Origin of the sequence: Pelorhabdus rhamnosifermentans (genome assembly GCF_018835585.1) — a bacterium.
GTDB lineage: Bacteria > Bacillota > Negativicutes > UMGS1260 > UMGS1260 > Pelorhabdus > Pelorhabdus rhamnosifermentans.
In genome coordinates this window covers 103,115-127,002 of sequence record NZ_JAHGVE010000014.1, presented here as the reverse complement: position 1 = coordinate 127,002, position 23,888 = coordinate 103,115, and the positions used below count along the sequence as shown (strand labels likewise).

Annotated in this window: 30 protein-coding genes and 3 pseudogenes; 25 read left to right on the top strand and 8 right to left on the bottom strand. The window is 37.4% G+C overall.

Features of this window, described 5'->3' with window-relative positions:
* Nucleotides 1-92: 92 nt before the first annotated feature.
* Entirely contained in the window at nt 93-1,043 is a 951-nt protein-coding gene (locus Ga0466249_RS16495) for a Bug family tripartite tricarboxylate transporter substrate binding protein (RefSeq protein WP_215830584.1), read from the bottom strand.
* A gap of 360 nt (nt 1,044-1,403) precedes the next feature.
* Here Ga0466249_RS16495 and Ga0466249_RS16490 point away from each other — a divergent pair, with 360 nt between their 5' ends.
* The 9 genes and pseudogenes from Ga0466249_RS16490 to Ga0466249_RS16450 all read left to right on the top strand — a co-directional run bounded on the left by Ga0466249_RS16490 (nt 1,404) and on the right by Ga0466249_RS16450 (nt 7,018).
* A complete protein-coding gene (locus Ga0466249_RS16490) occupies nt 1,404-1,595 on the top strand; it encodes a hypothetical protein (protein ID WP_215830579.1) in 192 nt (63 codons plus the stop codon).
* Nucleotides 1,596-2,435: 840 nt separating this feature from the next.
* On the top strand, nt 2,436-2,930 hold the full coding sequence (locus Ga0466249_RS16485; protein ID WP_215830578.1) for a tail fiber protein: 495 nt from the start codon (nt 2,436-2,438) through the stop codon (nt 2,928-2,930).
* 51 nt (nt 2,931-2,981) lie between these two features.
* On the top strand, nt 2,982-3,863 hold the full coding sequence (locus Ga0466249_RS16480) for a LamG domain-containing protein (protein ID WP_215830577.1): 882 nt from the start codon (nt 2,982-2,984) through the stop codon (nt 3,861-3,863).
* Between the two features lie 210 nt (nt 3,864-4,073).
* Nucleotides 4,074-4,487, top strand: a complete 414-nt coding sequence (locus Ga0466249_RS16475) for a membrane-associated protease 1 (protein ID WP_215830576.1) — start codon at nt 4,074-4,076, stop codon at nt 4,485-4,487.
* Nucleotides 4,488-4,536: 49 nt separating this feature from the next.
* A pseudogene (locus tag Ga0466249_RS16470) lies at nt 4,537-4,920 on the top strand (amidase domain-containing protein); the annotation flags it as partial.
* A gap of 23 nt (nt 4,921-4,943) precedes the next feature.
* Nucleotides 4,944-5,450, top strand: coding sequence for a hypothetical protein (locus tag Ga0466249_RS16465; RefSeq protein ID WP_215830575.1), 507 nt, complete (start codon nt 4,944-4,946; stop codon nt 5,448-5,450).
* 433 nt (nt 5,451-5,883) lie between these two features.
* Nucleotides 5,884-6,084 carry a hypothetical protein gene (locus tag Ga0466249_RS16460; RefSeq protein ID WP_215830574.1) on the top strand — a complete coding sequence of 67 codons (201 nt, stop codon included), beginning with the start codon at nt 5,884-5,886 and terminating at the stop codon, nt 6,082-6,084.
* A 176-nt stretch (nt 6,085-6,260) separates the two neighbouring features.
* Nucleotides 6,261-6,359 (top strand): annotated as a pseudogene (locus tag Ga0466249_RS16455) (IS200/IS605 family transposase); the annotation flags it as partial.
* A 122-nt stretch (nt 6,360-6,481) separates the two neighbouring features.
* Nucleotides 6,482-7,018, top strand: a complete 537-nt coding sequence (locus Ga0466249_RS16450; RefSeq protein ID WP_215830573.1) for a flavodoxin domain-containing protein — start codon at nt 6,482-6,484, stop codon at nt 7,016-7,018.
* 288 nt (nt 7,019-7,306) lie between these two features.
* On the opposite strand, the gene Ga0466249_RS16445 is transcribed toward Ga0466249_RS16450, so the two are convergent.
* Together Ga0466249_RS16445 and Ga0466249_RS16440 are read right to left on the bottom strand one after the other, a co-directional pair.
* Nucleotides 7,307-7,696, bottom strand: coding sequence for an ImmA/IrrE family metallo-endopeptidase (locus Ga0466249_RS16445; RefSeq protein WP_215830572.1), 390 nt, complete (start codon nt 7,694-7,696; stop codon nt 7,307-7,309).
* Nucleotides 7,693-8,085 carry a helix-turn-helix domain-containing protein gene (locus Ga0466249_RS16440; protein WP_215830571.1) on the bottom strand — a complete coding sequence of 131 codons (393 nt, stop codon included), beginning with the start codon at nt 8,083-8,085 and terminating at the stop codon, nt 7,693-7,695. The genes Ga0466249_RS16445 and Ga0466249_RS16440 overlap by 4 nt, the downstream gene beginning before the upstream one ends.
* A 144-nt stretch (nt 8,086-8,229) precedes the next feature.
* On the opposite strand from Ga0466249_RS16440, the gene Ga0466249_RS16435 reads away from it, so the two are divergent.
* From Ga0466249_RS16435 to Ga0466249_RS16380, 11 genes and pseudogenes are all read left to right on the top strand, one after another.
* A complete protein-coding gene (locus tag Ga0466249_RS16435; RefSeq protein ID WP_215830570.1) occupies nt 8,230-8,484 on the top strand; it encodes a hypothetical protein in 255 nt (84 codons plus the stop codon).
* Nucleotides 8,485-8,835: 351 nt separating this feature from the next.
* Nucleotides 8,836-9,297, top strand: a complete 462-nt coding sequence (locus tag Ga0466249_RS16430; protein WP_215830569.1) for an ArpU family phage packaging/lysis transcriptional regulator — start codon at nt 8,836-8,838, stop codon at nt 9,295-9,297.
* Between the two features lie 473 nt (nt 9,298-9,770).
* Entirely contained in the window at nt 9,771-10,028 is a 258-nt protein-coding gene (locus Ga0466249_RS16425) for a hypothetical protein (RefSeq protein WP_215830568.1), read from the top strand.
* Nucleotides 10,025-10,363 carry a hypothetical protein gene (locus Ga0466249_RS16420; RefSeq protein WP_215830567.1) on the top strand — a complete coding sequence of 113 codons (339 nt, stop codon included), beginning with the start codon at nt 10,025-10,027 and terminating at the stop codon, nt 10,361-10,363. Before Ga0466249_RS16425 ends, Ga0466249_RS16420 begins: the two co-directional genes overlap by 4 nt.
* Nucleotides 10,360-10,926, top strand: a pseudogene (locus tag Ga0466249_RS27560) (GH25 family lysozyme). Before Ga0466249_RS16420 ends, Ga0466249_RS27560 begins: the two are co-directional and overlap by 4 nt.
* A 50-nt stretch (nt 10,927-10,976) precedes the next feature.
* Nucleotides 10,977-11,429: a hypothetical protein gene (locus tag Ga0466249_RS16405; protein WP_215830565.1), complete on the top strand. Its 453-nt coding sequence runs from the start codon at nt 10,977-10,979 to the stop codon at nt 11,427-11,429.
* Nucleotides 11,430-12,146: a hypothetical protein gene (locus Ga0466249_RS16400; RefSeq protein ID WP_215830564.1), complete on the top strand. Its 717-nt coding sequence runs from the start codon at nt 11,430-11,432 to the stop codon at nt 12,144-12,146. It begins immediately after the preceding gene.
* A 57-nt stretch (nt 12,147-12,203) separates the two neighbouring features.
* Nucleotides 12,204-12,704: an RNA polymerase sigma factor gene (locus Ga0466249_RS16395; protein ID WP_246588807.1), complete on the top strand. Its 501-nt coding sequence runs from the start codon at nt 12,204-12,206 to the stop codon at nt 12,702-12,704.
* Between the two features lie 48 nt (nt 12,705-12,752).
* Nucleotides 12,753-13,883 (top strand): LamG domain-containing protein, encoded by a 1,131-nt coding sequence (locus tag Ga0466249_RS16390; protein ID WP_215830562.1) that lies wholly within the window; start codon nt 12,753-12,755, stop codon nt 13,881-13,883.
* Nucleotides 13,884-14,368: 485 nt separating this feature from the next.
* Complete coding sequence (locus tag Ga0466249_RS16385; RefSeq protein ID WP_246588799.1) at nt 14,369-15,610, top strand: Y-family DNA polymerase; 1,242 nt, start codon at nt 14,369-14,371, stop codon at nt 15,608-15,610.
* Nucleotides 15,611-15,618: 8 nt separating this feature from the next.
* A complete protein-coding gene (locus Ga0466249_RS16380) occupies nt 15,619-15,849 on the top strand; it encodes a hypothetical protein (protein WP_215830561.1) in 231 nt (76 codons plus the stop codon).
* 524 nt (nt 15,850-16,373) lie between these two features.
* Here Ga0466249_RS16380 and Ga0466249_RS16375 read toward each other — a convergent pair.
* Nucleotides 16,374-16,706 carry a hypothetical protein gene (locus Ga0466249_RS16375; RefSeq protein ID WP_215830560.1) on the bottom strand — a complete coding sequence of 111 codons (333 nt, stop codon included), beginning with the start codon at nt 16,704-16,706 and terminating at the stop codon, nt 16,374-16,376.
* A 391-nt stretch (nt 16,707-17,097) separates the two neighbouring features.
* On the opposite strand from Ga0466249_RS16375, the gene Ga0466249_RS16370 reads away from it, so the two are divergent.
* On the top strand, nt 17,098-17,634 hold the full coding sequence (locus tag Ga0466249_RS16370) for a hypothetical protein (protein WP_215830559.1): 537 nt from the start codon (nt 17,098-17,100) through the stop codon (nt 17,632-17,634).
* Nucleotides 17,635-17,901: 267 nt separating this feature from the next.
* Here the strand turns inward: Ga0466249_RS16370 and Ga0466249_RS27555 are convergent, their stop codons facing one another.
* The 3 genes from Ga0466249_RS27555 to Ga0466249_RS16355 form a co-directional block, all read right to left on the bottom strand.
* The gene (locus tag Ga0466249_RS27555) at nt 17,902-18,735 is read right to left on the bottom strand and encodes a DUF2971 domain-containing protein (protein WP_215830558.1); all 834 of its coding nucleotides are present in this window, start codon (nt 18,733-18,735) and stop codon (nt 17,902-17,904) included.
* 462 nt (nt 18,736-19,197) lie between these two features.
* Entirely contained in the window at nt 19,198-19,602 is a 405-nt protein-coding gene (locus tag Ga0466249_RS16360; RefSeq protein ID WP_215830557.1) for an EF-hand domain-containing protein, read from the bottom strand.
* A gap of 894 nt (nt 19,603-20,496) precedes the next feature.
* Nucleotides 20,497-20,751: a DUF4405 domain-containing protein gene (locus Ga0466249_RS16355; RefSeq protein ID WP_215830556.1), complete on the bottom strand. Its 255-nt coding sequence runs from the start codon at nt 20,749-20,751 to the stop codon at nt 20,497-20,499.
* Nucleotides 20,752-21,258: 507 nt separating this feature from the next.
* Here Ga0466249_RS16355 and Ga0466249_RS16350 point away from each other — a divergent pair.
* Complete coding sequence (locus Ga0466249_RS16350; RefSeq protein ID WP_215830555.1) at nt 21,259-21,615, top strand: hypothetical protein; 357 nt, start codon at nt 21,259-21,261, stop codon at nt 21,613-21,615.
* Between the two features lie 90 nt (nt 21,616-21,705).
* On the opposite strand, the gene Ga0466249_RS27255 is transcribed toward Ga0466249_RS16350, so the two are convergent.
* Nucleotides 21,706-21,831 carry a hypothetical protein gene (locus Ga0466249_RS27255; protein WP_281422659.1) on the bottom strand — a complete coding sequence of 42 codons (126 nt, stop codon included), beginning with the start codon at nt 21,829-21,831 and terminating at the stop codon, nt 21,706-21,708.
* A gap of 194 nt (nt 21,832-22,025) precedes the next feature.
* Between Ga0466249_RS27255 and Ga0466249_RS16345 the strand changes: the two genes are divergently transcribed.
* The 3 genes from Ga0466249_RS16345 (at nt 22,026) to Ga0466249_RS16335 (ending at nt 23,770) form a co-directional block, all read left to right on the top strand.
* Entirely contained in the window at nt 22,026-22,199 is a 174-nt protein-coding gene (locus Ga0466249_RS16345; RefSeq protein WP_215830554.1) for an aspartyl-phosphate phosphatase Spo0E family protein, read from the top strand.
* A gap of 706 nt (nt 22,200-22,905) precedes the next feature.
* On the top strand, nt 22,906-23,232 hold the full coding sequence (locus Ga0466249_RS16340) for a hypothetical protein (RefSeq protein WP_215830553.1): 327 nt from the start codon (nt 22,906-22,908) through the stop codon (nt 23,230-23,232).
* 166 nt (nt 23,233-23,398) lie between these two features.
* The gene (locus Ga0466249_RS16335; RefSeq protein ID WP_215830552.1) at nt 23,399-23,770 is read left to right on the top strand and encodes a hypothetical protein; all 372 of its coding nucleotides are present in this window, start codon (nt 23,399-23,401) and stop codon (nt 23,768-23,770) included.
* Nucleotides 23,771-23,888: the final 118 nt, after the last annotated feature.

Sequence of the window (23,888 nt, the reverse complement as noted above, 5' to 3'; positions counted from 1 at the left end):
AGAAAATGCACCTCGTTGTTCATAGTGACATTTTCTCACGATAGTCTACATAGTGACATTATCACAAGTTAAACACAGTTTGTTAATTTTATCTATTGCTTTTGAGATTTGATTAGGTCTATAATGCCAGTTTCTTGTACAATTTTGTTTAATTCTTGGCTCTCAGCTATCCATTTTGTTTGTGATTCTTCAGGACTTAAATATTCAATATCTAGTCCTAGATTTTCCATGTTTTTTTGGAATTCGGGTTCATTAATTATTGTTTTAAACCCATCAACAAGTTTAGATTTTATATCATTCGGTAGTTCTTTGGGAGCTGCTATTCCATACCAATAACTATAAGCAACATTTAATCCCTGCTCTTTAAATGTTGGCACGTTGCTAAACGTTGGATCGTTCATTCTTTGTGTGCCTGCAACTGCTAATACTCGTACAGTACCGTTTTTCACGTATTCTTTAATCGTCATTGGATTAGTAAGGATACGCTGGACATGTCTGCCAAGTAAAGCGGCAGCCATTTCACCATTACCATTAAAAGGAACCTGGGTAATGGTAATATTTGCGGCTTTACCAAACATTTCGCCAAGTACATGATTGTTTGAACCAATGCCACCATGAGCAAACTTTAGTTGTCCAGGGTGATTTCTAGCATATTGAACTAAATCGTCAATATTTTGCCACGGTTGATCAGCTAATACTGCCAACACTATTGATGAAGTCGCCACTTGAGCCAACGGCTCAAGTGCTGTTGGGTAATCATACTTAGTGGATCCATAAATCGGTTGTAATACTAGGTCGATTTGTGTAATCCCAATAGTATAGCCGTCGGGGTTGGCACTAACCAATTCATTCCACCCTATTGTCCCTGTTCCTCCGGGCTTGTTGATAACGATAAGTGATTGTCCTAAATATTTTGAAGCCCACTTTTCTAGTGCTCTGGCCATCAGGTCCGTTCCTCCTCCAGCACTAAACGGTACAATTATAGTAATAGGCTTATTAGGATATTTCTCTACCTTAGGTGTAATTACTGTTGTACTTTGCATGCCTGTACAACCTCCAATCATTATTGAAATAAGCAAAAAGGCTATCAACAAAAATAACGGTTTTTGTCGCACATAAACACCTCCTAATTTCCAAAATACTACATTTAATAGGAATTTCCTGCAATTAAATGTAATTTAATATACAGTATTGTGTATTTATGGTAGCTACTGAATGGTAAGCAGACGAAGCGCCTACTTTGGCCGTAATGGCTGGGGTAGGCGCTTTTTTTATTTGTCAAAAAAGTCTCGCTAAATTTAATATTATAACATTTTTGGATTATATTTACAAAACAATTATATCAGCATACACTGAATCAGTGGAAAGATATTTTCGCTAATTCAATTAAAAGGGATGATATAATGGCAAATTTAATTGGTCACGACGACGTATACCGTGAACCTACATTAAATAAAGAAGATAATATTAAGACGACATTTGGTGAGAAAATTATAATTGTTGCTGTCTATCTTCTATTAATGGTATCCTTAGGAGCTTTATCATGGTACGGCGCTTCTATGGGGTATTACCCAGATCTTTCTCTTATTCAATAACAAACTTGGTACTTGCAGATTAGTTTAGAGTGTGAGCGTAGCTCTCAGTCGGTTTAGGGGCCTTTGTCATAATTTTGTCAATTTATATGATATTTTATAAGCAAGCTGATCCGGTCTATGTATGGCCGTTAAAATATATACAACTTTTCCAAATTTTCTCCGATCGCTCTCTCGTCTCTCAGCGAGGGAGCCTTTTTTTATTTTGACGCAGTTGCAGAAAAACGGTTGAGTGCATGAATAAGGACCATTCTGGCTGATTGCTGGAAAGAGTCCTTCTTCCTATTTTTTGAAATATATTGTATTTAATACCTTACGCAGTTTTACTGAAGATGAACTAGGGAATAATATATATTTTTTATTGCGCAGCAGGAGCTCTATATAGACAATGTCGTAGAAGATAAAATTGATGCACAATTTAATGATGGTTCTTACTGTGAACTTACAAAAACAAGATAAAACTAAAAAGCCGTACAGAAATATCCAAATCCACTAAACTGGTGATATTGTAAACAAAAAATACCGCTCGGCAGCACAAGCTACCAGGCGGCATTTTTATTACTTGAATTTTATCGCTTCCAAACGAAGGCGATATTCCATATCTTTATCTTTGTGATTCCATCCGGCGTCAATACTTACACGGTTGTGCCGGACTCCTATACCAATCCCGAAGTAATGGAATTGCTGAAGCAGCATAAATCAATTGCACGATTAGGTGATTAAGTTAGGTTAGGTTAAATTTTGATGATTAATATGTGAAAGTCGATATACAGGATACACACAGCTGAAATAAGAGGTCCGGGTTATGTCGGTTTGAAAATAAAAAATTATGAGGTGTTAACTATGTGTTGTTGTAATGAAAAAATTCCAGTTGGTACGGTAAATTATTTTGCAAGGCAATTTCCACCGGAAGGCTGGTTGTTGTGCGATGGCCGCGAAGTATTGCGGGATGTGTTTGCGGATTTATTTAATATGTTAGGTACTTCGTTTGGTATTGGTGACGGTAAAAGTACATTTAATTTACCCGATTTGCGTGGTGAGTTTATTCGCGGGCTTGATGTGGGGCGCGGAGTTGATACGGGAAGACAATTAGGAAGTGTGCAAGCAGATGACACTAAATCTCATTACCATGCGGTTTTGTCATATCCATATCGTGCTAATACTCTCCTTTATACAATACCTAGTGAACAGGATACAATGAATGTTTATACTGGGAATGCAAATGGAACGGTTGTAAGAACAGGTGCTCAGTGTACAAAGGAATTAGGTACGACTGAAGCAGGCGGCAGCGAAACTCGTCCTCAGAACATCGCTTTGTTGGCTTGTATCAAATATTAATCCGTTGGTATATCGATTTCTAATCAAATAAAAGTTGGAGGTAATGCAAATATGTATGAAATGGATCAATACACTGTATCGTTATTACATTTTGATGATGGAATTAAAGATGAAAGTGGTAAGGTATGGACAGCAAATGGTGGAGCAGCTATCTCAACTAACCAATCAAAAATGGGGAGTAAGAGCTTATATTTAGCTGGCAATCAATATTTAAGTACGCCTAATACTACTGATTTTGATTTTGGGGCAGGGGATTTTACTATTGATTGGTGGGAGTATAGGACTGCCGCACCGACAGGTAATGGAGCATTATTTTGCAGGGGGACCTCGATACAAAAAAGCCCTATAGTAATAGGTATAGATGTTAATGCTAATAGTACAAATGAGGCGTTTTCGGGATCATCTAATTCTAATATATTGCGTCCTTCAGATTATGATATTGCTTTAGGGAGTATATTTGGTACTTATGATTTAAATAGGTGGAATCACTTTGCTGTATGTAGGAAAGATACCAAGTTTTACTTATTTAAAAATGGCGTTTTAACAACGACCTTTACTAGTGCTGGTGCATTTGCAGTAGTGGATAGTACATCTCTTATTGGCAAAGATCGTGATAATGAAGTTTATTTTATTGGGTATATTGATGAATTTAGAATTTCTAAGGGAATTGCCCGTTGGACTGAAAATTTTACTCCTGAAACGCCGCCGACTACAGAAACTCAACTTTTGCGAGTTACCGTAAGCGATTCCAGCGATCACGATTATCAATTATCATCTACCGAAATCGACAGCTTTGTAAACTGGTTTATGAAGCATGCAAGCACAGATACTGCTGGTTACATGCTGAATAAGAAAGTGGGTACACAAGAAAGCAAAGAATATTTGGCTTTCGAAAAAATCATCAGCTTCGAGGTTATGCCGCTTACAAAATAAAATTTTAATGCCGCTTAGTAGCGTTATGCTGCTGGGTGGCATTTTTTTGTTTAGTTAACAAAATCATTGTCACTGGGAATAATGTTTTGCTAAAAAATACTTTAAATGTCACAATTTGGTCATATAGTTTTGGTATTATGTAACATGTAGCTAAAATCAAAGGCGGCATACTAATTATTCTAGGACTAAAGTAAAGGGAGAGATTTTATAATGGGATTTACATTAGCAGTTAAAGGGCAAGACACAGAAATTAACTTAGGTGTAGACGTTATTAAATCCGCAAATATTGGCGTAAATACACCCAACAACTCAATGGCTAAGTCATCCACTGTTGCAGCTACACTGTTTGTAACCGGAAAACTTACTCATAATAACATGCTGCCGTCTGATAAAGAAACTTCAAAATTACTAAAATGGTCATTGGTTACGGCACAGAATGCAGATGCCTATCGGGATGTAACTGTTCAGGTAGTTACTACTGGACAACCCTTTAGAACTATGCATTTTCCAAATGCCTTTATAATTGATTACAATGAGAGATATTCCGATAGTAAAGGTATGGGCGAGTTTACTCTGGTTTTACGGCAGAAAGCGGATAAATTTTCTGATGTACAGGCTGAATAATTACAAAAATAACAAAGAATCCGCTTAGGGGGGATCTGAAAATCATTGGAATAATCCTGACACAGATAATTATCCTTTTGATGCTGACAATGATTGTACCAACTTTGTGTCACAATGCTGGACACATGCTGGAATTCCAGTAGCGGAAGACTGGTTTTGTGATAGGGTTGAAGGATACGGTTTTATAATAACAGGTTCATGGGTAGATGCAGAAGAATTTGGTAATTATATGGAAAGTAGGGGCTATTGTTGGATATCATATAATAGCCTTGATGCTAACCTCGGAGACATAATTCAGTTTTATAATTCTGAACATGGATGGCATCATTCTGCAATAATAACAAAGAAAGATGGAAATGGTGATTTAGCCTTAGATTTCTTTGTGCTAATAATGCCTATTAATTTAAAAGATTCTCCAGTAACAAACAATTGAAGATGGAAAGGTTTTGTATAAAGGTGAACGAAAAGAAAATTTTAATAATAGTTACTGTGATTATAGTAGGCTTATTTTTTTGTGTAAGCAGGTTACTTTTTTGGCTGATATCGGATGATGACAGCCAATTTGGAAATCATGCTAAAGAACCGATTAACTATGGAGAATACACTAAATATGTTGATATATCTGATGTAATCAAAGAAGCGTTTACTACTGATAAGGGATATACTGGCGAAATTTCCAAGCATATTTCAAAAGATATGTTTGAGAATATACATTATAAATACGCTTGCATGAGTCATCCTGATGAATTTAAAAAACCAATCAAAATTGATCTTAGTCTTAAGGAAATTTATCAAACGAAAGACGAAGAAAACGGTTTAATATATGTAGATATGATTTATACAATATATTATACAGATGCAACGGGAAAGGAAATAGGCGGGGGAGAAGGTATTCATGTTACTTATACTGTTAGACTAGATAAAAGTGGATGGTGTATTATTGGGGAGTACGAAAAACCATAAGTGATAGCATAGATTGCTAAAAAATTAATACAATAGATTAACCCACCGTTACCTATAGATCATCCTGTAGGTTTACGGTGGATATTTTTTGTTTTATACAATAGTATGAAAATTTAGTAAATTAGCAAGAGTCTGCCGAATGGATATTGATGAAGGTATAATATTTTTCGCAAAGAACTGGGTACGATCATACTCCTGCCCTGCAACAAGAAAAGCCTCCAACTATTTTGTTGGAGGCTTTATATCGTATTGATTGTATGAAGAGTCCAAGGAAAAGAAATAAAAGGCGGGACTGCTATGTGGAACGCTGGCATGCAAGGGGATGTTGGCCCTGATGTTCAGATTGTCACTATTGACATTTATTTGCATATAGAATAAGGTTACTGTGTAGTGAAAGCTGCCGGAATAAGCAGAGAGGAAGCGTAACGATAACATGAGTGTAACTTATAAATTTATGCGTTATCGCCAAGAAAGTGAGATAGAGCTTGAAGATTTAGAAGGAGCTATGAAAACTGCTCTTTACCATCATAAAAGCGGTGAAGCTTCAGGCTGTGAAATCAAAGACGGTGATAAAATTTATACCAATAAAGACATGTTGGAATATTTTTATACGCATGGCTGGTTGAGTAAATAATCAGTAAGAGCCTCGCTCGTTTGAGTGGGGCTCTTTTCATTGTAAAGAACCACCAGCTATGCTGGGAGAGGGGAAGAGCTTTAGCGTTAAGGAATGAAAAAAACGACCTTCGAATTGTGCAACTATAGAAATGGTTTCGCCAGCCAATCTATAGAGATAAGGAAGGTCGTGTCCGAATGGACAACAACAGTTTAGCACACACAAAATGGAACTGTAAATATCACGTAGTATTCTCACCAAAATACAGAAGACGAGAAATCTATGGGAAATTGAAAGTCAGGGCTGAAACATTGACGGCACAACTTGTATGAATAATTTACATTACATAGAGGCATATTTGGTATATGATTATATAATAGTAGATAAATACGAAGAAATTTTTATAAGAGGAAAAATAATGCAGACTGTAGTAATTTATAAGTCAAAAACAGGGTTTGCAAGAAAATATGCAGAATGGATTGCGGAAGAGTTGTCTGCGGATATTTTTGATGCTTCAGAGATTACTGTCGATAGACTGGTAGCCTATGATACCGTGATTTACGGTGGTGGGGTGTATGCTGTTGGCATTAACGGAATAAAGTATATAAGGCAAAACCTCGACAAACTTAAGGATAAAAAAATTATTGTTTTTGCAACAGGAGCGTCACCCTCTAGAGAAGGGGTGATAAGTGAAGTGAGAGACAAAAACTTTACTATCGAGGAACAGAAACATATACAACTCTTTTATTTAAGGGGTGGCTTTGATTATAGCAAATTAAATCTTTTTTATAAAATACTCATGATGTTATTGAAATGGAAACTAAAGATGAAAGGTAAACAGAAAATAACATCTGATGAAAGAGGTATGCTTGCCAGTTATGATAAGCCAGTAGATTTTACACAAAAGAAAAATATAGATGAAATAATAGCTTATGTTAATTCAAGCATTCTTTAAATGCAACAAAGAAGACCTCCAATTATTTTGCTGGAGGTTGAAATGTGCAATGTATTTTTAAGTAAGAAATCTTGAATTTGGTGTGCAATAGGTGTGCAACTGACACTAATTATCCAACTCGTACATGACCATTCGCAGTAGTGTAAAGAATAATGTCGTTAACAAGATTTTGGCCGTCATTTGAATCTGATATGTCCATGAGCTTTCTCCTTCAATAAGTCTTGTTCAATACAGAACTGGTGTTCGACTAAATTTGACAAATAAAAACACGACCTGTTTGTCGTACTGTTACCGATATTCGCCATTCAAAAAATTCACAATATATTCCTTATTAATATCGTAGCCATAGGATATTAATTCTGCTGCGTAGGTGTTTGCCTCATCTTCTCTGTGTTTAGATGCAAAAAATGTTCGCCCTGCTATACAGAAGTCCATATATCCTTTATGACATTTTATATGAGCGATTTCATGGCCTATAACGGCCATCCTTTGCCATTCGTTTAAATTTTCATCAATTACAATATATTTTCTTCTTAAAATTCGCCGCCACATTCCGTTGATTTTATTTGGAGTTTCGCAAAAGACAATTTCAATTTTTAATTCCTTTGCAATACGATACGGATCATTCGTATTGTATTTTTTTATGAGATTTTTGACACGCAAAGGAATATTGATCATTTCTTACGCTTATTTTTCTCTTTTGCATCCCAATATAAAGCTTCAACGATTTTGGCGAGTTTTTCACGATCTTCTTGACTGGCAATTTGACCATTCAGGGTATATTCTTCCTGTTCAAGTATTTTTATAAGATCTCTTGGCTTTTTTTGTTTTACAGCATTCTTTGTAGGTTGTGGGTCGTCAGTAAAACCGATAAGGTAATCAATAGAAATATTATAACGTTCAGCTAATTTTTCCAACACTTTATGACGAGGAATTTTACCACTTACTTCCCAATTTGATACAGCCTGTTTCGAATAATTAAATATAGCAGCAAGAGATTCTTGGCTATCTCCCTTTTCTTCGCGTAATTGTTTTATTCGTTTAGCAAAGATCATATTACCGTTCATAATGTCACCACCTATTTATATTATAGTAAACTTTTAATTTACTTTCTACGTCAAAAAAAAGTTTACTAGTGGCATTGACGAAATCTATTAGTTTACTATATAATTAAGTCAACTAATAGATTGCAAAAACAGGGAGGTGCCACAATGAAATATATAGGCCTACTTATTAGAGAACAGCGGGTTAAGTGCAAATTATCTAAGGAATATATCGCAAGAAGCTTAACAAAACCAATATCTAAGCAGGCATTTGCTAAAAAAGAAAGAACAGGAAATTTTTCTTTTGAATTGGTAAAAGAGGTTGCTGATATTATAGGATGTGATATAAATATTTTTTTACCACTAAAGTCAACTAAAAGAGTTCGAAATAATCACCCTCCCGACATGCGGCGGATCGGGTGAGAACACAGCGTCAAATGGAGGCAGAAAGCGTGAAAAGAAAGATTGTTTAATTCGGCAGACTATGAAGAAAGTCGGGAGACTGAGCGCATGACTGAGTTTGAAGAACGATTTTACACGGCTCCAGTGGGGCCAACTGCTTAGTCAATTCGGTCAGGATAATGAAATTGGAGGTAGTACTTGAACATATTGATTCTGGTTGTGTTTGTAGCAATAGTAATACTAGTATCGGCTATAGGTAGAGATGAGCAAGGACTGAACAGGTCCGTGTTATACAGGCTCATAAACAAGCAATAAAAGGCACGTTGGGGAGCGTGTCTGCTTCGGTGCGTTACTATAGGGGAGGGGTTAGAAATGAATTGCATTAGAGAGGCAGAAAATTATTTGCGGTACTATAGGGATTTGAAGAAAAGCATTGAGCATGCTGATGTGATGATTGCTAGACTTACTTGGCAGACGGTGCCCAAAGGGGCAGGAGTGGCACAGATGGAAGCTACAGGCATTCATGCAGGGCGGCCTATAAATACGTTGAACCAGTTTTACCAGTTGCAAAAATGGCAGGAAATGCGTGACAATACGCTGGTTGAGGTGGAGAGGATTGATAAGGAGATAGATTCGATATGTGAGGATCCTGGATGTGAGCGGTATAAGGATATTTTGGTCATGTGGTATGTGGAGAAGCTAAGTAAAGAAGACATTGCAGAAGCAATAGGATACAGTCGGCGCCAGTCTGTTTATCAATTACGGAAAAGAGCCATTGAGAAATTTGCCGTTTCGCTGTTCGGAATCGAGGCCCTACAAGCCATACAAAAGTGACAAACAATAGACACTTTTTTGCTTTTGACTGTGATAAAATAATATTAAGTAATAGAAGATACTTCATAATAATAAATAGGAAGTGATTGCAAGGCACTGGTCTTTCTATATTTGTGAGGCTGCTCTAGGCGTATCAGAGCTTCCACCCCCAACAGCCTTACAAACGCGCAGTTTGATGCCGCACCTTGGTAAGGAGGGATATAAGGCCATCCGGTTCTTTGGATTGAGCCTTGCAGCCAGTACGGATACTGCTTTTTGCGCTAATGTCAAATACCAGTATGATGGTCCATGTTCCTGGAAGGTTGCAGTTAACGGGGTAGATTATGAGGCCAGATTTGGAAATACACAGTTAAAACTAAATGGTTAACAGGTGGATGGAAAGTAAATTATTGATTACGGAGGAGCCTATGCCGCGAGAACCTTGCCGCTACTAAAGCGGCTATTTTTGTGCAAATTTTTAGGGAGGGCGAGGCGTGGAGATTAATTTAGGCAATTTAGCTCAACTGATTACGATTGCTGGGTTTGTTGGTGTTGGAATCAACCTAATTGTTATAAAGCCTCTTGGCAATGCGATTATGGCATTAAAAGAAACAATTACGGATTTGAAAAACGCTATTGAAAACACGGAAAAAGCTAGGCAAGATATGGATAAGCGGCTTGTAAGGGTGGAAGAAAGTGCCAAGTCGGCCCATCATCGAATTGACGGGTTAGAAGAGGAGATGAAACATTGAAAAATAAATTTATACGATTTTGCAATTGGGCGCAGGCAAATTGGCTTGCACTTATTATTTTCATGGTTGTTTTGATGCTTATCTTTTTGTGTATGGTGCTTGTGTCCTGGATTATAGGATACTGGTCCAATGCGCTGTATGGCACAAAATTTGAGCTCGGTTCTTGTTGGACGGGCGTGGGGGTAGTTGTTACAGGGCTTGGCGGTGTTGCAGCTCTCGCCAAGGCAGCTTGGACGAAATACGGAACTGATAGTCAGTTTAATTCACCAGCTGGTATGCATCCAACGCAGCAGGACGTCATAAAAAATATACAAAGCGAGGTTATGAAGAAATGATGAAAGGTATTGACGTATCAGGAAACAATGGCACAGTCGATTGGCAGGCCGTGGCAGATGCAGGGATTGAGTTTGCTATGATTCGCTGCTCGTACGGTTTATATTCGAACGATGAAAAATTTCTTGAAAATGTGAATGGGGCTCATGCAGTGGGGCTTAGAGTTGGAGCATGACATTACAGTTATGCGCTTAGCGTAGATGATGCAATTCAAGAGGCTAAGAGCTGCCGGGAGACCATTGATAATTCTGGCGTAGCTCTAGAATTACCCGTGTTTTTTGACATGGAAGACGCAGATCAATATAAGGCTAATCATGGATTTTCTTTTGATGCTGCCGGAATTACGGCTATTTGTAAAACGTTTATTGATTACATTGGCCTTAATTGCGGTGTATATGCAAGTTATAGCTGGCTTATGGACTATATTGATTGGCAAAGCCTTGGGTGTGCTGTCTGGAATGCCGAATATAATTCTACTGACGATTTCAAGGGGTATATGTGGCAGTTTACTGATTGCTTAAATATTAACGGACAGAATTTTGACGGTAATATTCTTTATGAATAATGAAAGGCGGCTCAACGAGTCGCCTAAAATTTCAAATGGAGGAATGTAAAATGTATACACAAGATCAGATTGATGCTATGACGGCAGAAGAACGGAAGATCGCCATTTTAGAATTGCAGGGACAAGCTACTCCTGCACAAGAAGCAACAGCACCTATTACGGAAGCACAAGAGACTGACCAGGCGGCTGAAACTAAAACGCCAGTACAATTCGACATTGAAGATATGAAAGCGGCTATAGCTCAATTTGAAGCATCAGGGGATCAAGTATTTCCTGATGCATTAGCTGCTATGAGACAAACGTTAGCTGATGCGGAGTCAAAAGCTAAAAAGGCAGCGGAAGAGGTTAAAGCTGAAACTCAAAAATTAGATGTAGAAGAGTCCAATTGGGCCGAGAACTTCCGCCAGAAACATGGCGTATCTGTTCCGGTAGCCTTGGTAGTAGGCGGGTACATTATATGGCAGATAGGTGCTGTTGTTGCGCGTGCCCTGGGGGTGGCATAATTGACTGAAAAAGAATTGGCACAACAAATTTTGAATAACGTCAAAACCGGCCTGTGGCAAAAATACCGCAGGCCGGTTCTTATCTGCTTGGGCGTATTGATTTTGTTGTTGATTGTCTATTTTGCTTGGCAGAAGCATGCTGAAACAGAGGCGAAGCTGCAGCAAGCTACATTGCTAAGTTCGCAGCAGGCCAAGGACGTAAACGTTTTGCAAAATCTGTTGAATGAAAGCAAGCAGAATGCTCAAATGCTTGCTGATTTTATTAGTAGGGCTCAGTCCGGCAAAGTGCAGCCAGTAACTAATTTTGTTGTAGCAGCAGGTAGTTCTGATCAGGCGGCTCAGCAAGTTGCAACACGAATCAATCAGGACGATCCGACCTTGCCACTGGAAGCATTAGAAAAAACGGATCGGACTATTGTAACGACTGTCCCTACGACTGAGCAGCAGAAAATAGAAATTGATAAGCAGAACGCTCAGAATGGAACGACGCTCAATGACCAGTACCAGGTGCAGGTATATAAAAACAATAATTATCGCAATTGGGAGTGGTCTGCTGGGTATGGCCAGCATGGCGGTGATCGGTATGTGCCAGTCGAAGTTCAGCGAAACTTTAGCAAAGACGCGGCTGTGAGTTATGAGCAGCATGTTGGTGGCCATCAATCTGGGTTTGAAGTTAAATACACAGTGAAGATTGATAAGCTATTTGGGTTATTTTGAATTTGGCCACTCAAAGTTTGAGTGGCTTTTCCTTATAGGAGGGATATATTGGAAATTATGGATTTTGTACCACTTGTAAAGAAATACACTTGGAATAAATCAGACGATGAAAAAGCCGAAGCATGGTTGGCAGTTGTTGAAGCATTTGCAACATATGACTCAAATAAAGGGGTGCGGTTGCCGGGATATGTTGAAAGTCGTGTTAAATATGCTGTATGGAATATGCTTAAGAAGCAACAGCGATATGTTAATCATGAAAATATTGAAAGTTGTTTTGAATCACAACCGGATCATATCGATGTAGCCGAAGTAGTAGAGCTAAAGCTATTGCGGAAAAGGCTTAGCAAAGCACTGGACACTCTTTCAATTAAGCAGCGGCAAGCGATAGTAAAAACAATAGTTTTAGGATACAGCCTGACGGAATATGCCCACGAATTGGGGGTTACACCGCAGGCTGTATTTAATTTGAGAAAATGTGGTTTGAATCGTTTAAAAAAGTATCTTACAAGAATGTATATAAGTGAAAGCCGATATACAGGATATACACAATTAAAATAAGAGATCCTTGGATATGCCGATTTCAATAAAATATTTGGAGGTAATAAAATGGCAGTAGATGACAAATATACAGTATCGTTATTACATTTTGATGGCGGAATCACAGACGAAAGTGGAAAAGTATGGACGGCAAATAATGGAACGGCTGTAAGCACAGCGAAAAGTGAGTTTGGAGAATCAAGTTTATATTTCAATGGTACAAGTCAATACTTAACTACACCTAACAGCTCAGACTTTGATTTTGGAACAGGAGATTTTACCATTGATTGGTGGGAATATAGAACTTCGACTGGTGGGAGCTGCGTTGCCGCAAGGAATTATAACGCCACAAATGGTTATCCAGCTTGGTTATTAGGCTGGGTATCAAGTGGGGTATGTTATTTTTATGCTACTAGTAATGGAATAAATTGGGATGCGGCTTCTGCGGTTTCTATGGGATCTATAATGCTTAATTCTTGGACACATTATGCAGTAGTTCGACATGGCTCGACTTTCTATACATTTCAAAATGGAACGTTAATCTCAACAGCAACATCATCATTATCGATATATGTACCTACTGGTACGCCTTGTATTGGATCATACTATTCAGGGTATTGGTTTCCGGGATATATTGATGAATTTCGTGTATCTAAAGGTATAGCTCGTTGGACCTCTAATTTTATTCCTCCAACGGCACCTTATTCACCACTAAATGCACCAACCAACCTAACTGCCACCGCAGGCGATTCCCAAGTAACTCTATCATGGACAGCAGTTACAGGCGTAACCGGCTACAATGTAAAACGTTCCATTATTGCGGGCGGCCCATATACTACCGTAGGTGCAAATGTATCGACTAATAGCTATGTAGATACCACCGTAACAAACGGTACCACTTACTATTATGTGGTAACAACTGTAGATGCTGATGGTGAAAGCGCAAAATCCAATGAGGCATCTGCTACGCCGGTCGCATCCAGCAAGGCATTGTTGCGAGTCACGATGAGCGATTCTAGCGAACGGGAATATCAGTTGTCGGAATCTGAAATTGATGGTTTTATTAATTGGGTAAAAGGTCATGTAAGTATTGATCCTAATTGCTATATGCTTAATAAAATTGAAGTTTTACAAAATAGTAAAGATTATTTAATGTTTGAAAAGATCATCAGTTTCGAGGTTATGCCGCTTACGAAGTAAAAACGCTGAAGCTCCTGTCTCAGCCGATTGGTTGGGATAGGAGCTTTTTTGTCATAAATTTGTCATATTTAATTGCTATAATTAACGCGAAGGGATTGTCAAAACCTTCTCTATTATTTCCACATGCCAGAGTTGACCGTTCTGGCAATAAAATCGAGGCTCATTCTCCGGCAGATGCTGGGGGATGGGCTTTTTATTTGTCTAAATAATATTTATAAATCTAATATAAAAAAAGCTCCAATGTTTGGATAGGGCAAACAACTGAGTAAAGACCAATTCGAAATAATGGAAGGCGTAATTTGGGAAACAGGACTTAGTAGAATTTTCAGAACTTGATGAAACAAATAAGATATAAACCCGCGAAGGGAAAATCTAAGCTAAAAGCCCAATATGGGGCTCTTTTATTGTCAATTATTCCAACTTGAATATCATTGAATATATGTTCTATAATTAGAGAAACAAACATATGTTCTAATGGGTGATGAATGATGGTTAGAACTATTCTGCATGTTGACTTAAATAATTTTTATGCCAGCGTCGAATGTCTTTATCGATCTGAAATACGAAATAAACCTGTTATTGTTGGTGGCGATGTCGAGGCTCGGCACGGCATTGTATTGGCTAAAAATAATATCGCTAAAGTTGCTGGTGTTAAAACAGGTGATGCAATTTGGCAAGCAAAACAGAAATGTTCGGGGCTTGTCGTAGTCCCTCCGGACTTTCGCAAATATCTCCGATTTTCGCGGATGGCTAAGGCCATTTATGCCAATTATACTGACCAGGTAGAGCCTTTTGGGATAGACGAATCATGGTTGGATGTTACCGGTTCTGTTCGATTGTTTGGTGATGGCCGAACGATCGCTGATACTATCCGGCAACGCATGAAAAATGAGCTTGGCGTTACTGTTTCCGTTGGCGTGTCATGGAATAAAATATTTGCAAAGCTTGGCAGTGATATGAAAAAGCCGGATGCCACCATTGTTATTAATAAGGATAATTTTAAGCAATTAGTTTGGCAGCTACCTGTTGGTGATTTGCTTTATGTTGGACGGTCAACGCGAAGGAAACTTGAACATAGAGCTATATTTACCATTGGCGATTTAGCTAAAGCGGACGTCCGTAATTTGAAACTTTTATTGGGCGTTTGGGGTGAAACGCTTTGGCAATTTGCAAACGGTTTGGATTCGGCACCTGTGCGAAAAGCTGGCATAGAAAGCATAGTGAAGTCCGTTGGTAACAGCACGACCACAGCGCGTGACCTGATTAATAATGAAGACGTAAAACTGATTATTTATGTGCTGGCTGAGAGTGTAGCGGTGCGGCTCCGAGCACATGGACTAAAATGCTCAACGGTTTCTATTTATGTACGGGACAATGAATTGTCGTCATTTGAACGGCAAGGAAAGCTGACTACATCGACTTATATTTCAGGGACAATAGCGCAGAAAGCTTTAGAATTGTTTTCTAGAAACTATCACTGGAATAAGCCTATTCGCAGTATTGGCGTGCGCGGTGCTGACCTAGTAACTGCTGATCAACATATACAGCTTGATTTATTTGGAGAAGATCCAACCACGAAAGAACAATTAGAAAAGACGATAGATGACATTCGCCGCCGATTTGGTCCGTACAGTATCCAACGCTGTTCCATGCTGAATGATAGACAACTGACTGGTTTTAATCCTAAGGATGATCATGTAATTCATCCGGTATCATTTTTTAGGTAGGAGAAGCAATGGGAAAGATATTTGTAAAAATAACAGCAGAGCACGATACGAATGGGACAGTTCGACCACTTGAAATGACATGGGGCGATGGCCGACATTTTTCCATTGATCGGGTTTTAGATGTTCGGCAGGCGGCTTCACTTAAAGGCGGTGGAGTGGGGATGAGGTATGTGTGCAGGATATGCGGTAAGCAAGTTCATTTGTTTGATGATGAAGGACGTTGGTTTATTGAAACGTAGTGAATGATAAAGAGGCTTTCAATCGATTTATTTGTATGTTTCTCAAAAGTATCATTTTACTTTCAGAGGTATCGTTTGAAAGCCCCATTCTCTGGCAGATGCTGGGGGGACTTTTTAGTTCTATAAGATAGTGTCATTTATGATTTTCTAGCATAATCTGTAGTAACTCAACATTTTTGCAGGTATTTGTTATTAATATTTGTATTCTTTTGTTGAGAGTTTCTGCCGCAACCAGGAACCGAAATCCCCTATCTCGGGTCGTGTCGGGATAGGGGATTAAAATTTTCCGTTTTGGCGGCGGGTTTGGGATCATTATCATTATTATTATTTTGCTCCTGTTCTTTTGTTGTGTAGGTAACGACTCAACTAGTTGTTAATTATTTTTGTACCACTCCAGTTGAGATCGACCGCCCAAATAGAACAGAATATCAAAGCCCATACTTAGCATTGTGCTAGGAATGGGCTTTCTTCATTTATTGCACACGCTTTCAGCATACGTACATAAAAGCACCGGAATACCAATATTACGAATTTGCTGTTACTTTCGTATCTTCAGAATCACACTCAGAATCGCATTTACCACCGATGGCAATAAATTGAACTTCGTTTACACTGATTGCGACAATTGTTCCTGCATCAAATTCTACACTATTAATGAGAGCGCTACATGCTAACTGGAGTAAGAAAAATACAGGGGCGTTATCACATTTTAAGTCCACATGAACCGGCGGACATTTTGTGCTACGTTCGTTTCTAAGCTCTCCTAAAAATGTTCCAATCAAGACTACATCTTCCAGAACAACGGTTATTAATAAACCGCAAGCCAGATCAAATCCTTTACCTTTTGGAATTTTCATAGTTTTCCTCTCGCGTTTTTTGCTAATGGGTATTTTCCGTTTATATTATTCACTGATTATGAGAAATGTGATATGTAAAGTAAGTGGAGGAAAACAGCCTTCAATCGATTCCGGTTGGTGGCTTTTTTTATTGTACATCAATTATTAGCTATTGTTTTTCTGTTAAGTATTGCAGTGGATTGGGTTCCTCCCTAGCGAATGCTGAGGGATGGGCCTTATTGGTTCATTAATTGAAGGAAAAAATGACTTTGCAGTCATAATTTTGTCATATTTCCATGGTATCGTTTACCTGAGGATATAAGAACAGTGGATTGGAGGGGTGTGAAAAACATAGTGAAGAAAATCATGTATATTCAACAGACTATTTTATTTTAGAAAGGATTGTTCAATAATGAAAACGAAAATTCTAGCTCTTATCGCCGGAACGATGCTGGTTTCAAGCATTGGTTTTGCCGCTCCGATTAGTGACTTAGCTCCAGGAGAAGCAACTATAGGCTATAATCATTACAACATGAGTAATGACACTGGTAATAATAGTATTTATCTAGAAGGTGCTGTCTCCGACAAGTTTACGCTGGGGATTGAGCATAACCACTATTCTGCCAATTCTGCAGACTGGAATACTACCGATATTTACGCTCAGTATAAGTTGGACCCGAGTGTTCACCTGATTGTCGGTGACCGTAGTTATGGTTATGACAATCAATCTGACAAAGTCTTTTACGGCATTGGAGTTACCACGAATTTAGCTCCCAAACTGGATGGTTATGCGTCGGTTATTACTAACAACTATACTACCGAATGGCAAGCTGGCGTTAATTATGCATTGAATGACAAGCTGGCGCTCAATGTCAATTATAAATCCAATAAAGATAATGATTATCCCACTTACGACGGGGTAGGCATCGGTCTTAACTGTAAGTTCTAAGCTTACTCTATTGAGACCCAGTATCTGCGCCCCTATCTCCAAGGAGAACAAATGGGCTAAAAGCTCATTCGCAAAATTCACATTTAAGAGGATAGTGGCTATAAAAGAGTCTTTATTTCAGTTAGCTGGGATAAAGACCTTTTTGTTTATGCATATTTAATAAATAATAGAAGTACTTCTGTTATGTTTTTATAGCTGTTATTTGCTGAATTAGTAGATACGACTTCAAAGGCGAGATGGCCAGCTATGGGGCCAATATCCAGAGATTTAAACTTTGATTAAGTCTAATTTGTATTGTTCCTTATTAATTTTAGTACGATAAAGAAGTGGTTCAAATTTCATTTTTTTTATCGTCTTTCGAAGTTCTTCAAAATTTGTATCATTCATTTTACAACCTGCGTAGATTGCTCTTAGATATGAGGCGGGATAAACTAGAGGGCCAACATATCTGTAGCAAATTATTCGGTATTCATTTTCAAGTTTCCATTCTTTACACTTAGAAGTAAGACTATTATAAAGTTCTTCCTGACCGATATTTAAAAAATGATATATAGGAAGTTCATTCCCGTATTTGATCGGGAAAGGTCCTCCAATTTTTATGTTTTGATTTCCGCTTAGTAGTGAAAAATCCGGTTTATTATTCGGAAAATTAAACTCTAGGCATACTCCGGTATCTTTATCTCCATAATATCCCCACATTAGTAATTTTTCTGGTGAGTTCTGAGAAAAACAGGTAACGCCTGTTTCTCTTCGACTTGTTAAAAAAGTGTTTATTATCATTTTTTGAAATGTCTTCTTACTCTTATAACGTTTATCCGTTTTCAGTATTTCCTTAAAATTTTTCATTGCCAATTTCTTAGGTTGCTTATACTGTTCCATAAATACTTTAATTCCAAATTTCTTCAATTCTTTCTCAGTATGTTCCGTTATTACTATTGGCAATGTATCAAATGGATCATTAAATTGTTTTGGTGAATTGAAGAAAAGCTTGGAATTTAATAGATTTTCCTTCGTATGGCATTTTTGTACAAGAACGCAATCCTTCTTCAAATCACAACCTTTTTCCAACGGACGCCAGGTTGTGTACTTATATAATTTCACAAAAATCCCTCCAAGATAATTATGCTGGAATAATTCGGAAAAAGGTATATTTACCTTAAAGAGGCGATTTACTATTATTTCAAGAAACTGTCGTCGGCGGTGAGAGTACGGGAATTGTTATAACTCTTGAACTATTATTCATAGAAAAGCCAGGACCTAATTGGTCCTGGTTGGAGAGAGAAACTTACGTTTATATTGTGCCTTGAAAATCGGCTTTTATACATGGAAAACCCCGAAGATAAAAATTTTATGCGGAAGGGGTTAGCTTTGACGCAAAGACAGGTGGATACAAAGAAAGTTACAGCAAAAGATAAAAGAGACGAGAAAATATACACATAGCAAGTAGGCAGTGCTAATTATTGTTTGATACGCTTTTGGTAGAAGTAAAGAGTGACAGGTAACTAAATCAAGTAATAAATGGGAGAAAATAAGATTTACTAATCGTTATGGATTCTAGCTTATTTAGTATCTGTTGTCTACAGAAGATGCATTGTTCATGGCCGTTTCATATTCGGATTCTGTTAATGATCCTGAACTGTCTGTATCGAAGCTATTATAGAGATTTGCAGCCATTTCTTCGGTAACGTTACTAGGACGTGCTGCTGCGAATTCCTCCGCGCTCACTGAGCCATCACCGTTGGTATCCATTTTACTGTAAATTTGCGCTGCAGACAACTGAGACGATGAGGTAATGTTAGATAATTGAAACGTATCACCATCAGTACTAATGCTGGTGATACCCGATAGACTGTCACTATTTGATGTGCTGGTACTGGCAGTATTTGTCGCTGCATTGGTGTTTTGATAAGCAGCATACTGATTTAATAATGTAGTCCAATCGCTGTTGTTTACAGATGATATACTCATACTTTTTCCTCCTTATTATTGACTCCCAATATTACTTGCTATTAGTATAGAAAAAAATAATTATGAATTCCTTAATTTTTATAGCCGTAATTATAAAAATCCCTGTATCATCAAAAATTGGCATCGAAAAAAGAAGTAGGACCAGTATGGCGGTGATCGAATGGCCTGCTAGGGGCGGCTTTTTTAATTACGTTTTAATCCCATTCTAAACCTATTCTAATTAGCGAGTATTATACAACTAGGTAATTATACAGTAATAAGGGGGCATTTAAATGTTTCTACATTTAGTGTATGTCTTTATTGGATTATGTTTTATTGCTATTGAAGTAATGATAAATAGATTGCTTGATATGCCATGAATTTAACCTTGAAGTATTATGTTAAGGCCCATTTTTCGGCGGGATGCTGAGGAATGGGCTTTTAAACATTTTTTGATACTAAATCGTGATCAGGATTAGCCGGGGCGTGTCGGGATATAGGATTAAAATTTTTTCAAGCGGAACCTATAGCATCATATGGCATAGACTATAATATCTAAATCTTTGCATTAATTTGGGAGGTGCTGTTATGGGATTTGGTGGTTTTGGTGGACGCGGCTTTGGCGGCAGCGGGATTATCATTATCATTATTATTTTACTCCTGTTCTTTTGTTGCGGAGATAACGACTCAACTAGTTGTTAATTAGCATTTTTGTACATGTCTGTTGTGAACGCTGGCCCAAATAGAACGAAATAGCAAAGCCCATACTTAGCATTGTGCTAGGAATGGGCTTGCTTGTTTGTTACACTATGTGGACCGCCGTTGAATCGTAGATTAAATTGTGAAGCAAGATTGAAATGTTAGATTTAATGGCTTCACTGAAAGGTGGTGGGGTAGGCATGTATAGTATAAAAGTTAAGCATTTTTTTTGTTAATCTTGTTTTTCGTCATCGCTTTTATCCAGTTTAGATGAAATGCGAGATGAAACATAACTAAAATGGTTAGGGCATAGCTTGTCCATTCATGCAAAGACTTGATGTGTATAGACATTAAAAATGGCATTAAGGATGGTGGTTTTATCGCCAAAGCAATTCCTGTAAGAACACAAATTGTTCCCAATACTAGCAGTATGATATTTAAATAATAATTTCTTTCGGGTTTTGATAGCATAAGTTGATCCTCCAAATTTTAAAAGTAATCCTAATTATACTTGATGAGGTCCATTATGACAAAACTATGACAAAAAATTTATAAACGTGGTGGGAACAACTCAAACAAAGCAATCTGGTAATATGTCAAGCAATAATAAATTTGTAAACAATTCGCAAAATGGACGCACTAAAACAAATCTCTTTTTCAGTGACAAGGGGGCATTTAAATGTATAGGCCTTTATTGGGTTAATTTTTCTGGCTATTGAAGGTGATAATCAATAGATTGTTTGATATGCCATGAATTTAACCTTGAAGTATTATGTTAGGGCCTATTCGCCGGGATGCTGGGGGATGGGCTTTAATGTTCATTAGATTTAAGAAGAAAATGACTATACAGTCATAATTTTGTCATATTTCCATGGTATTGTTTACATAAGGAGGAACAAATTGAAAATGATTAATAAAATTTCCCAAAAACTACATAGGGATCAATAAATTTAGAATATTATAAAGGTGGAATATTTTATGAGAAAAGTAGTGAAAAAGATAATTATTTATTCAATGGTAGGTATGATGCAGATTGGTCTTGGTGCCACTGTATTAGAAGCCTCACCATGGCACAATGATGATTCACAGCGAATTGTACAATTAGATGATAGACAGCAGCAAGAAAATGAGCGACACGAGTGGGAGATGCGGCGGCACCATCACGAAAGTGTACGGGAATGGCATGAACGTCAGTGCAGAGAAAATGAAAGGCATGAGCGGTATATTAGACAAGAAAACGAACGTCTAGAAAGAGAAAATCAGCGTCATGATAATACGATAAATGAAATTGCAGCTGGTGTAATTGGTTACTTAATTGGTTCAGCGAATAAATAAAATATCGCAAGGCCCTCAATCGTTTTTTTTCGGTTGGGGGCTTTCCCCTATCTCGGCTTATGTTGGGATAGGGGATTTATTTTACGAATGTTAGGTATTGGGGTGATTTGGTTGATTTATGCTGGCAATATATGCAGCATTTTTTATATCTTGTTCTTTTTCTTTTGTACTTCTTTGTTGCTGCTGTTGTTGTGCATTATTGGTCTTTTTAGCCATATAATCACCTCCTGGACCGTAGTATTTACTCGTGGTTATTGATATATGCAATTGATGGTTACCACGCTATTTTTGATCAAGCTATTAAAAATGGATGAATATTGTTATATAAGGACGTTAACTTTTTTCCAGTAACTACCATACATACTAGCTCTTAATACAAACCACGCTATTGTGGAAAGGAGCTGGTACATATGTCGGAGTTAAAGGCAATATTAGAAACAATTGAGGATCTAAGAAAAAAGTTGAACCAATTGTCTGAGGGCAAACCCTTAACAGATCCAGAAGTAATAGCTGCTAGTCAGATGTTGGATGCCGCTCTTAACGAATATCAAAGACTTATGAAAGATAAAAGGAATCACCCATAATTTTTGTGTGATTTCTTTATGTCTAAAGCGAGGTATATGGCCTAATTTTACTGACGGCAGATACTCGAGACTGCTGGTAATTAAGCGGTGTCTGCCATAAGTTATAGACCAAAGATTGTGGTGTGTAGTGAATTCTTAATTCCGATAATGGGTTTGACTCAGCGGGATTAAGACAGTGGCTTCAATTATTTTACGTTTCCAGTATTGTTGTTTGGTTTATCCTGATTTTGTTGCTTGAAGAAACTTTGAGGATTTTGTTGACTACGGACTTTGGGGTGTTTATTACGAGATTGGTCATTTTTCCATCTATGTTATATAATATGTAATATCACGTATTTACCTGGTGCGATGAATGGGATTAGCAATATGCAATTAGACGACCGCTCTATTAGAGCGGTTTTCTTATTGTACAAATTTTACAAATACTGTAAAATGATTATGAGGTGATTAGGCAAATGATTATTCATATGGTTTACTTTGGAGTTGGTGTGATTGTGGGGATATTCATTTGTTTATTAATAATATCACTTTTAATAGAGCATCGTGGTAAATAAAGTTTAAATAGAGAGAGCCTTCGAGGTTCTTTTCTTTTTGTCTAATAGGATGTACTGTGTCACTAATACTTTGTTATGGATTTTTTTATACATAAAAATTGGATTGATAGAATAAGTATGTAATAGCAAATGTCAATAAGGAGATTAGCGCTATGGATGTGCTTACTTTTATAGCAAATATAATTAATTCACTTGCTTGGCCTATTGTTGCAATATCGATAGCTTGGATGATGCATGGACCGATAGGTGATTTTCTAGTTGCTTTAAAAAGCAGAAGTATTGAAATAACATTTAAAAAATGGCGTATAAGTTTTAAAAATGAATTAACGGAACTTAGTCATTGCTTGGATTCTAGCAAGAGTGAAGATATTGTATTAGCTCAGCAAAAAATTAACAACATGTTAAAGCAAATGGAGGAAGATTCCGAGCTGTACGGTAATATTTTAAAAAGTCCATCAAGAGAAATTGAGAAGTTTTAAGTCAATCTTAAGCCGGAAGGCTTTTTTTCATGTTCGCTTATCATTTGGATAAAAAGTCCTGTTTATTAAAATGGAGCAGGAAACTATCCTCATTTATCGAAAATTGTAAAAACAACTGCCAATTGAATATATTATTATTTGCAGAGCAATGAGGGGGGATACAACAATGGCGACATTTCAGGAAAAATTAGAACACGCATGTCGTGTTTTTTCTGTAACCTTGGATGATGTGTGCAAAGCAACAAAAATAAGCCCGTTTGCTATGGAATTGCATGCAAATGGTCAAAGAAATTTAAGTCATAATGACATGGTACTTTTATGCCAATATTTTGATCTTAGGGGCGATTATTTTACAAACGATAATATTCGTTATGTTGCTGAAGATACTCTTCCGACCAAAGTACGGGAATTGTTATCTGAATCAGATGATAAGAGAGGAATAATGTGCTATCAAGTAGTTAATAATAATGATCCCGATGTGACTCCTGAGCAATTGGAGAAGTTCCTTGAATTTATTGAGGATAAGAAAAACCATTGAAAAATATTTACGGGATTTAATAGTGCCTTTTTGGGTGCTTTTTTTTGTATCCAGTAATCTATCATGCATTATTATTTCATTGTTAACTATGAAACTATTAATGATTGACAATACTTAA

Coding starts and splice junctions, on each gene's coding strand:
- Ga0466249_RS16460 (WP_215830574.1), top strand. CDS start 5,884: ATGAGTGTAACTTATAAATTTATGCGTTATCGCCAAGAAAGTGAGATA.
- Ga0466249_RS16445 (WP_215830572.1), bottom strand. CDS start 7,696: ATGATCAATATTCCTTTGCGTGTCAAAAATCTCATAAAAAAATACAAT.
- Ga0466249_RS16405 (WP_215830565.1), top strand. CDS start 10,977: ATGTATACACAAGATCAGATTGATGCTATGACGGCAGAAGAACGGAAG.
- Ga0466249_RS27255 (WP_281422659.1), bottom strand. CDS start 21,831: ATGGCTAAAAAGACCAATAATGCACAACAACAGCAGCAACAAAGAAGT.
- Ga0466249_RS16380 (WP_215830561.1), top strand. CDS start 15,619: ATGGGAAAGATATTTGTAAAAATAACAGCAGAGCACGATACGAATGGG.
- Ga0466249_RS16345 (WP_215830554.1), top strand. CDS start 22,026: ATGTCGGAGTTAAAGGCAATATTAGAAACAATTGAGGATCTAAGAAAA.
- Ga0466249_RS16350 (WP_215830555.1), top strand. CDS start 21,259: ATGAGAAAAGTAGTGAAAAAGATAATTATTTATTCAATGGTAGGTATG.
- Ga0466249_RS16440 (WP_215830571.1), bottom strand. CDS start 8,085: ATGAACGGTAATATGATCTTTGCTAAACGAATAAAACAATTACGCGAA.
- Ga0466249_RS16485 (WP_215830578.1), top strand. CDS start 2,436: ATGTGTTGTTGTAATGAAAAAATTCCAGTTGGTACGGTAAATTATTTT.
- Ga0466249_RS16495 (WP_215830584.1), bottom strand. CDS start 1,043: ATGCAAAGTACAACAGTAATTACACCTAAGGTAGAGAAATATCCTAAT.
- Ga0466249_RS16480 (WP_215830577.1), top strand. CDS start 2,982: ATGTATGAAATGGATCAATACACTGTATCGTTATTACATTTTGATGAT.
- Ga0466249_RS16335 (WP_215830552.1), top strand. CDS start 23,399: ATGGCGACATTTCAGGAAAAATTAGAACACGCATGTCGTGTTTTTTCT.
- Ga0466249_RS16430 (WP_215830569.1), top strand. CDS start 8,836: ATGAATTGCATTAGAGAGGCAGAAAATTATTTGCGGTACTATAGGGAT.
- Ga0466249_RS16435 (WP_215830570.1), top strand. CDS start 8,230: ATGAAATATATAGGCCTACTTATTAGAGAACAGCGGGTTAAGTGCAAA.
- Ga0466249_RS16375 (WP_215830560.1), bottom strand. CDS start 16,706: ATGAAAATTCCAAAAGGTAAAGGATTTGATCTGGCTTGCGGTTTATTA.
- Ga0466249_RS16340 (WP_215830553.1), top strand. CDS start 22,906: ATGGATGTGCTTACTTTTATAGCAAATATAATTAATTCACTTGCTTGG.
- Ga0466249_RS16370 (WP_215830559.1), top strand. CDS start 17,098: ATGAAAACGAAAATTCTAGCTCTTATCGCCGGAACGATGCTGGTTTCA.
- Ga0466249_RS16360 (WP_215830557.1), bottom strand. CDS start 19,602: ATGAGTATATCATCTGTAAACAACAGCGATTGGACTACATTATTAAAT.
- Ga0466249_RS16390 (WP_215830562.1), top strand. CDS start 12,753: ATGGCAGTAGATGACAAATATACAGTATCGTTATTACATTTTGATGGC.
- Ga0466249_RS16490 (WP_215830579.1), top strand. CDS start 1,404: ATGGCAAATTTAATTGGTCACGACGACGTATACCGTGAACCTACATTA.
- Ga0466249_RS16355 (WP_215830556.1), bottom strand. CDS start 20,751: ATGCTATCAAAACCCGAAAGAAATTATTATTTAAATATCATACTGCTA.
- Ga0466249_RS16385 (WP_246588799.1), top strand. CDS start 14,369: ATGATGGTTAGAACTATTCTGCATGTTGACTTAAATAATTTTTATGCC.
- Ga0466249_RS16450 (WP_215830573.1), top strand. CDS start 6,482: ATGCAGACTGTAGTAATTTATAAGTCAAAAACAGGGTTTGCAAGAAAA.
- Ga0466249_RS16395 (WP_246588807.1), top strand. CDS start 12,204: ATGGATTTTGTACCACTTGTAAAGAAATACACTTGGAATAAATCAGAC.
- Ga0466249_RS16475 (WP_215830576.1), top strand. CDS start 4,074: ATGGGATTTACATTAGCAGTTAAAGGGCAAGACACAGAAATTAACTTA.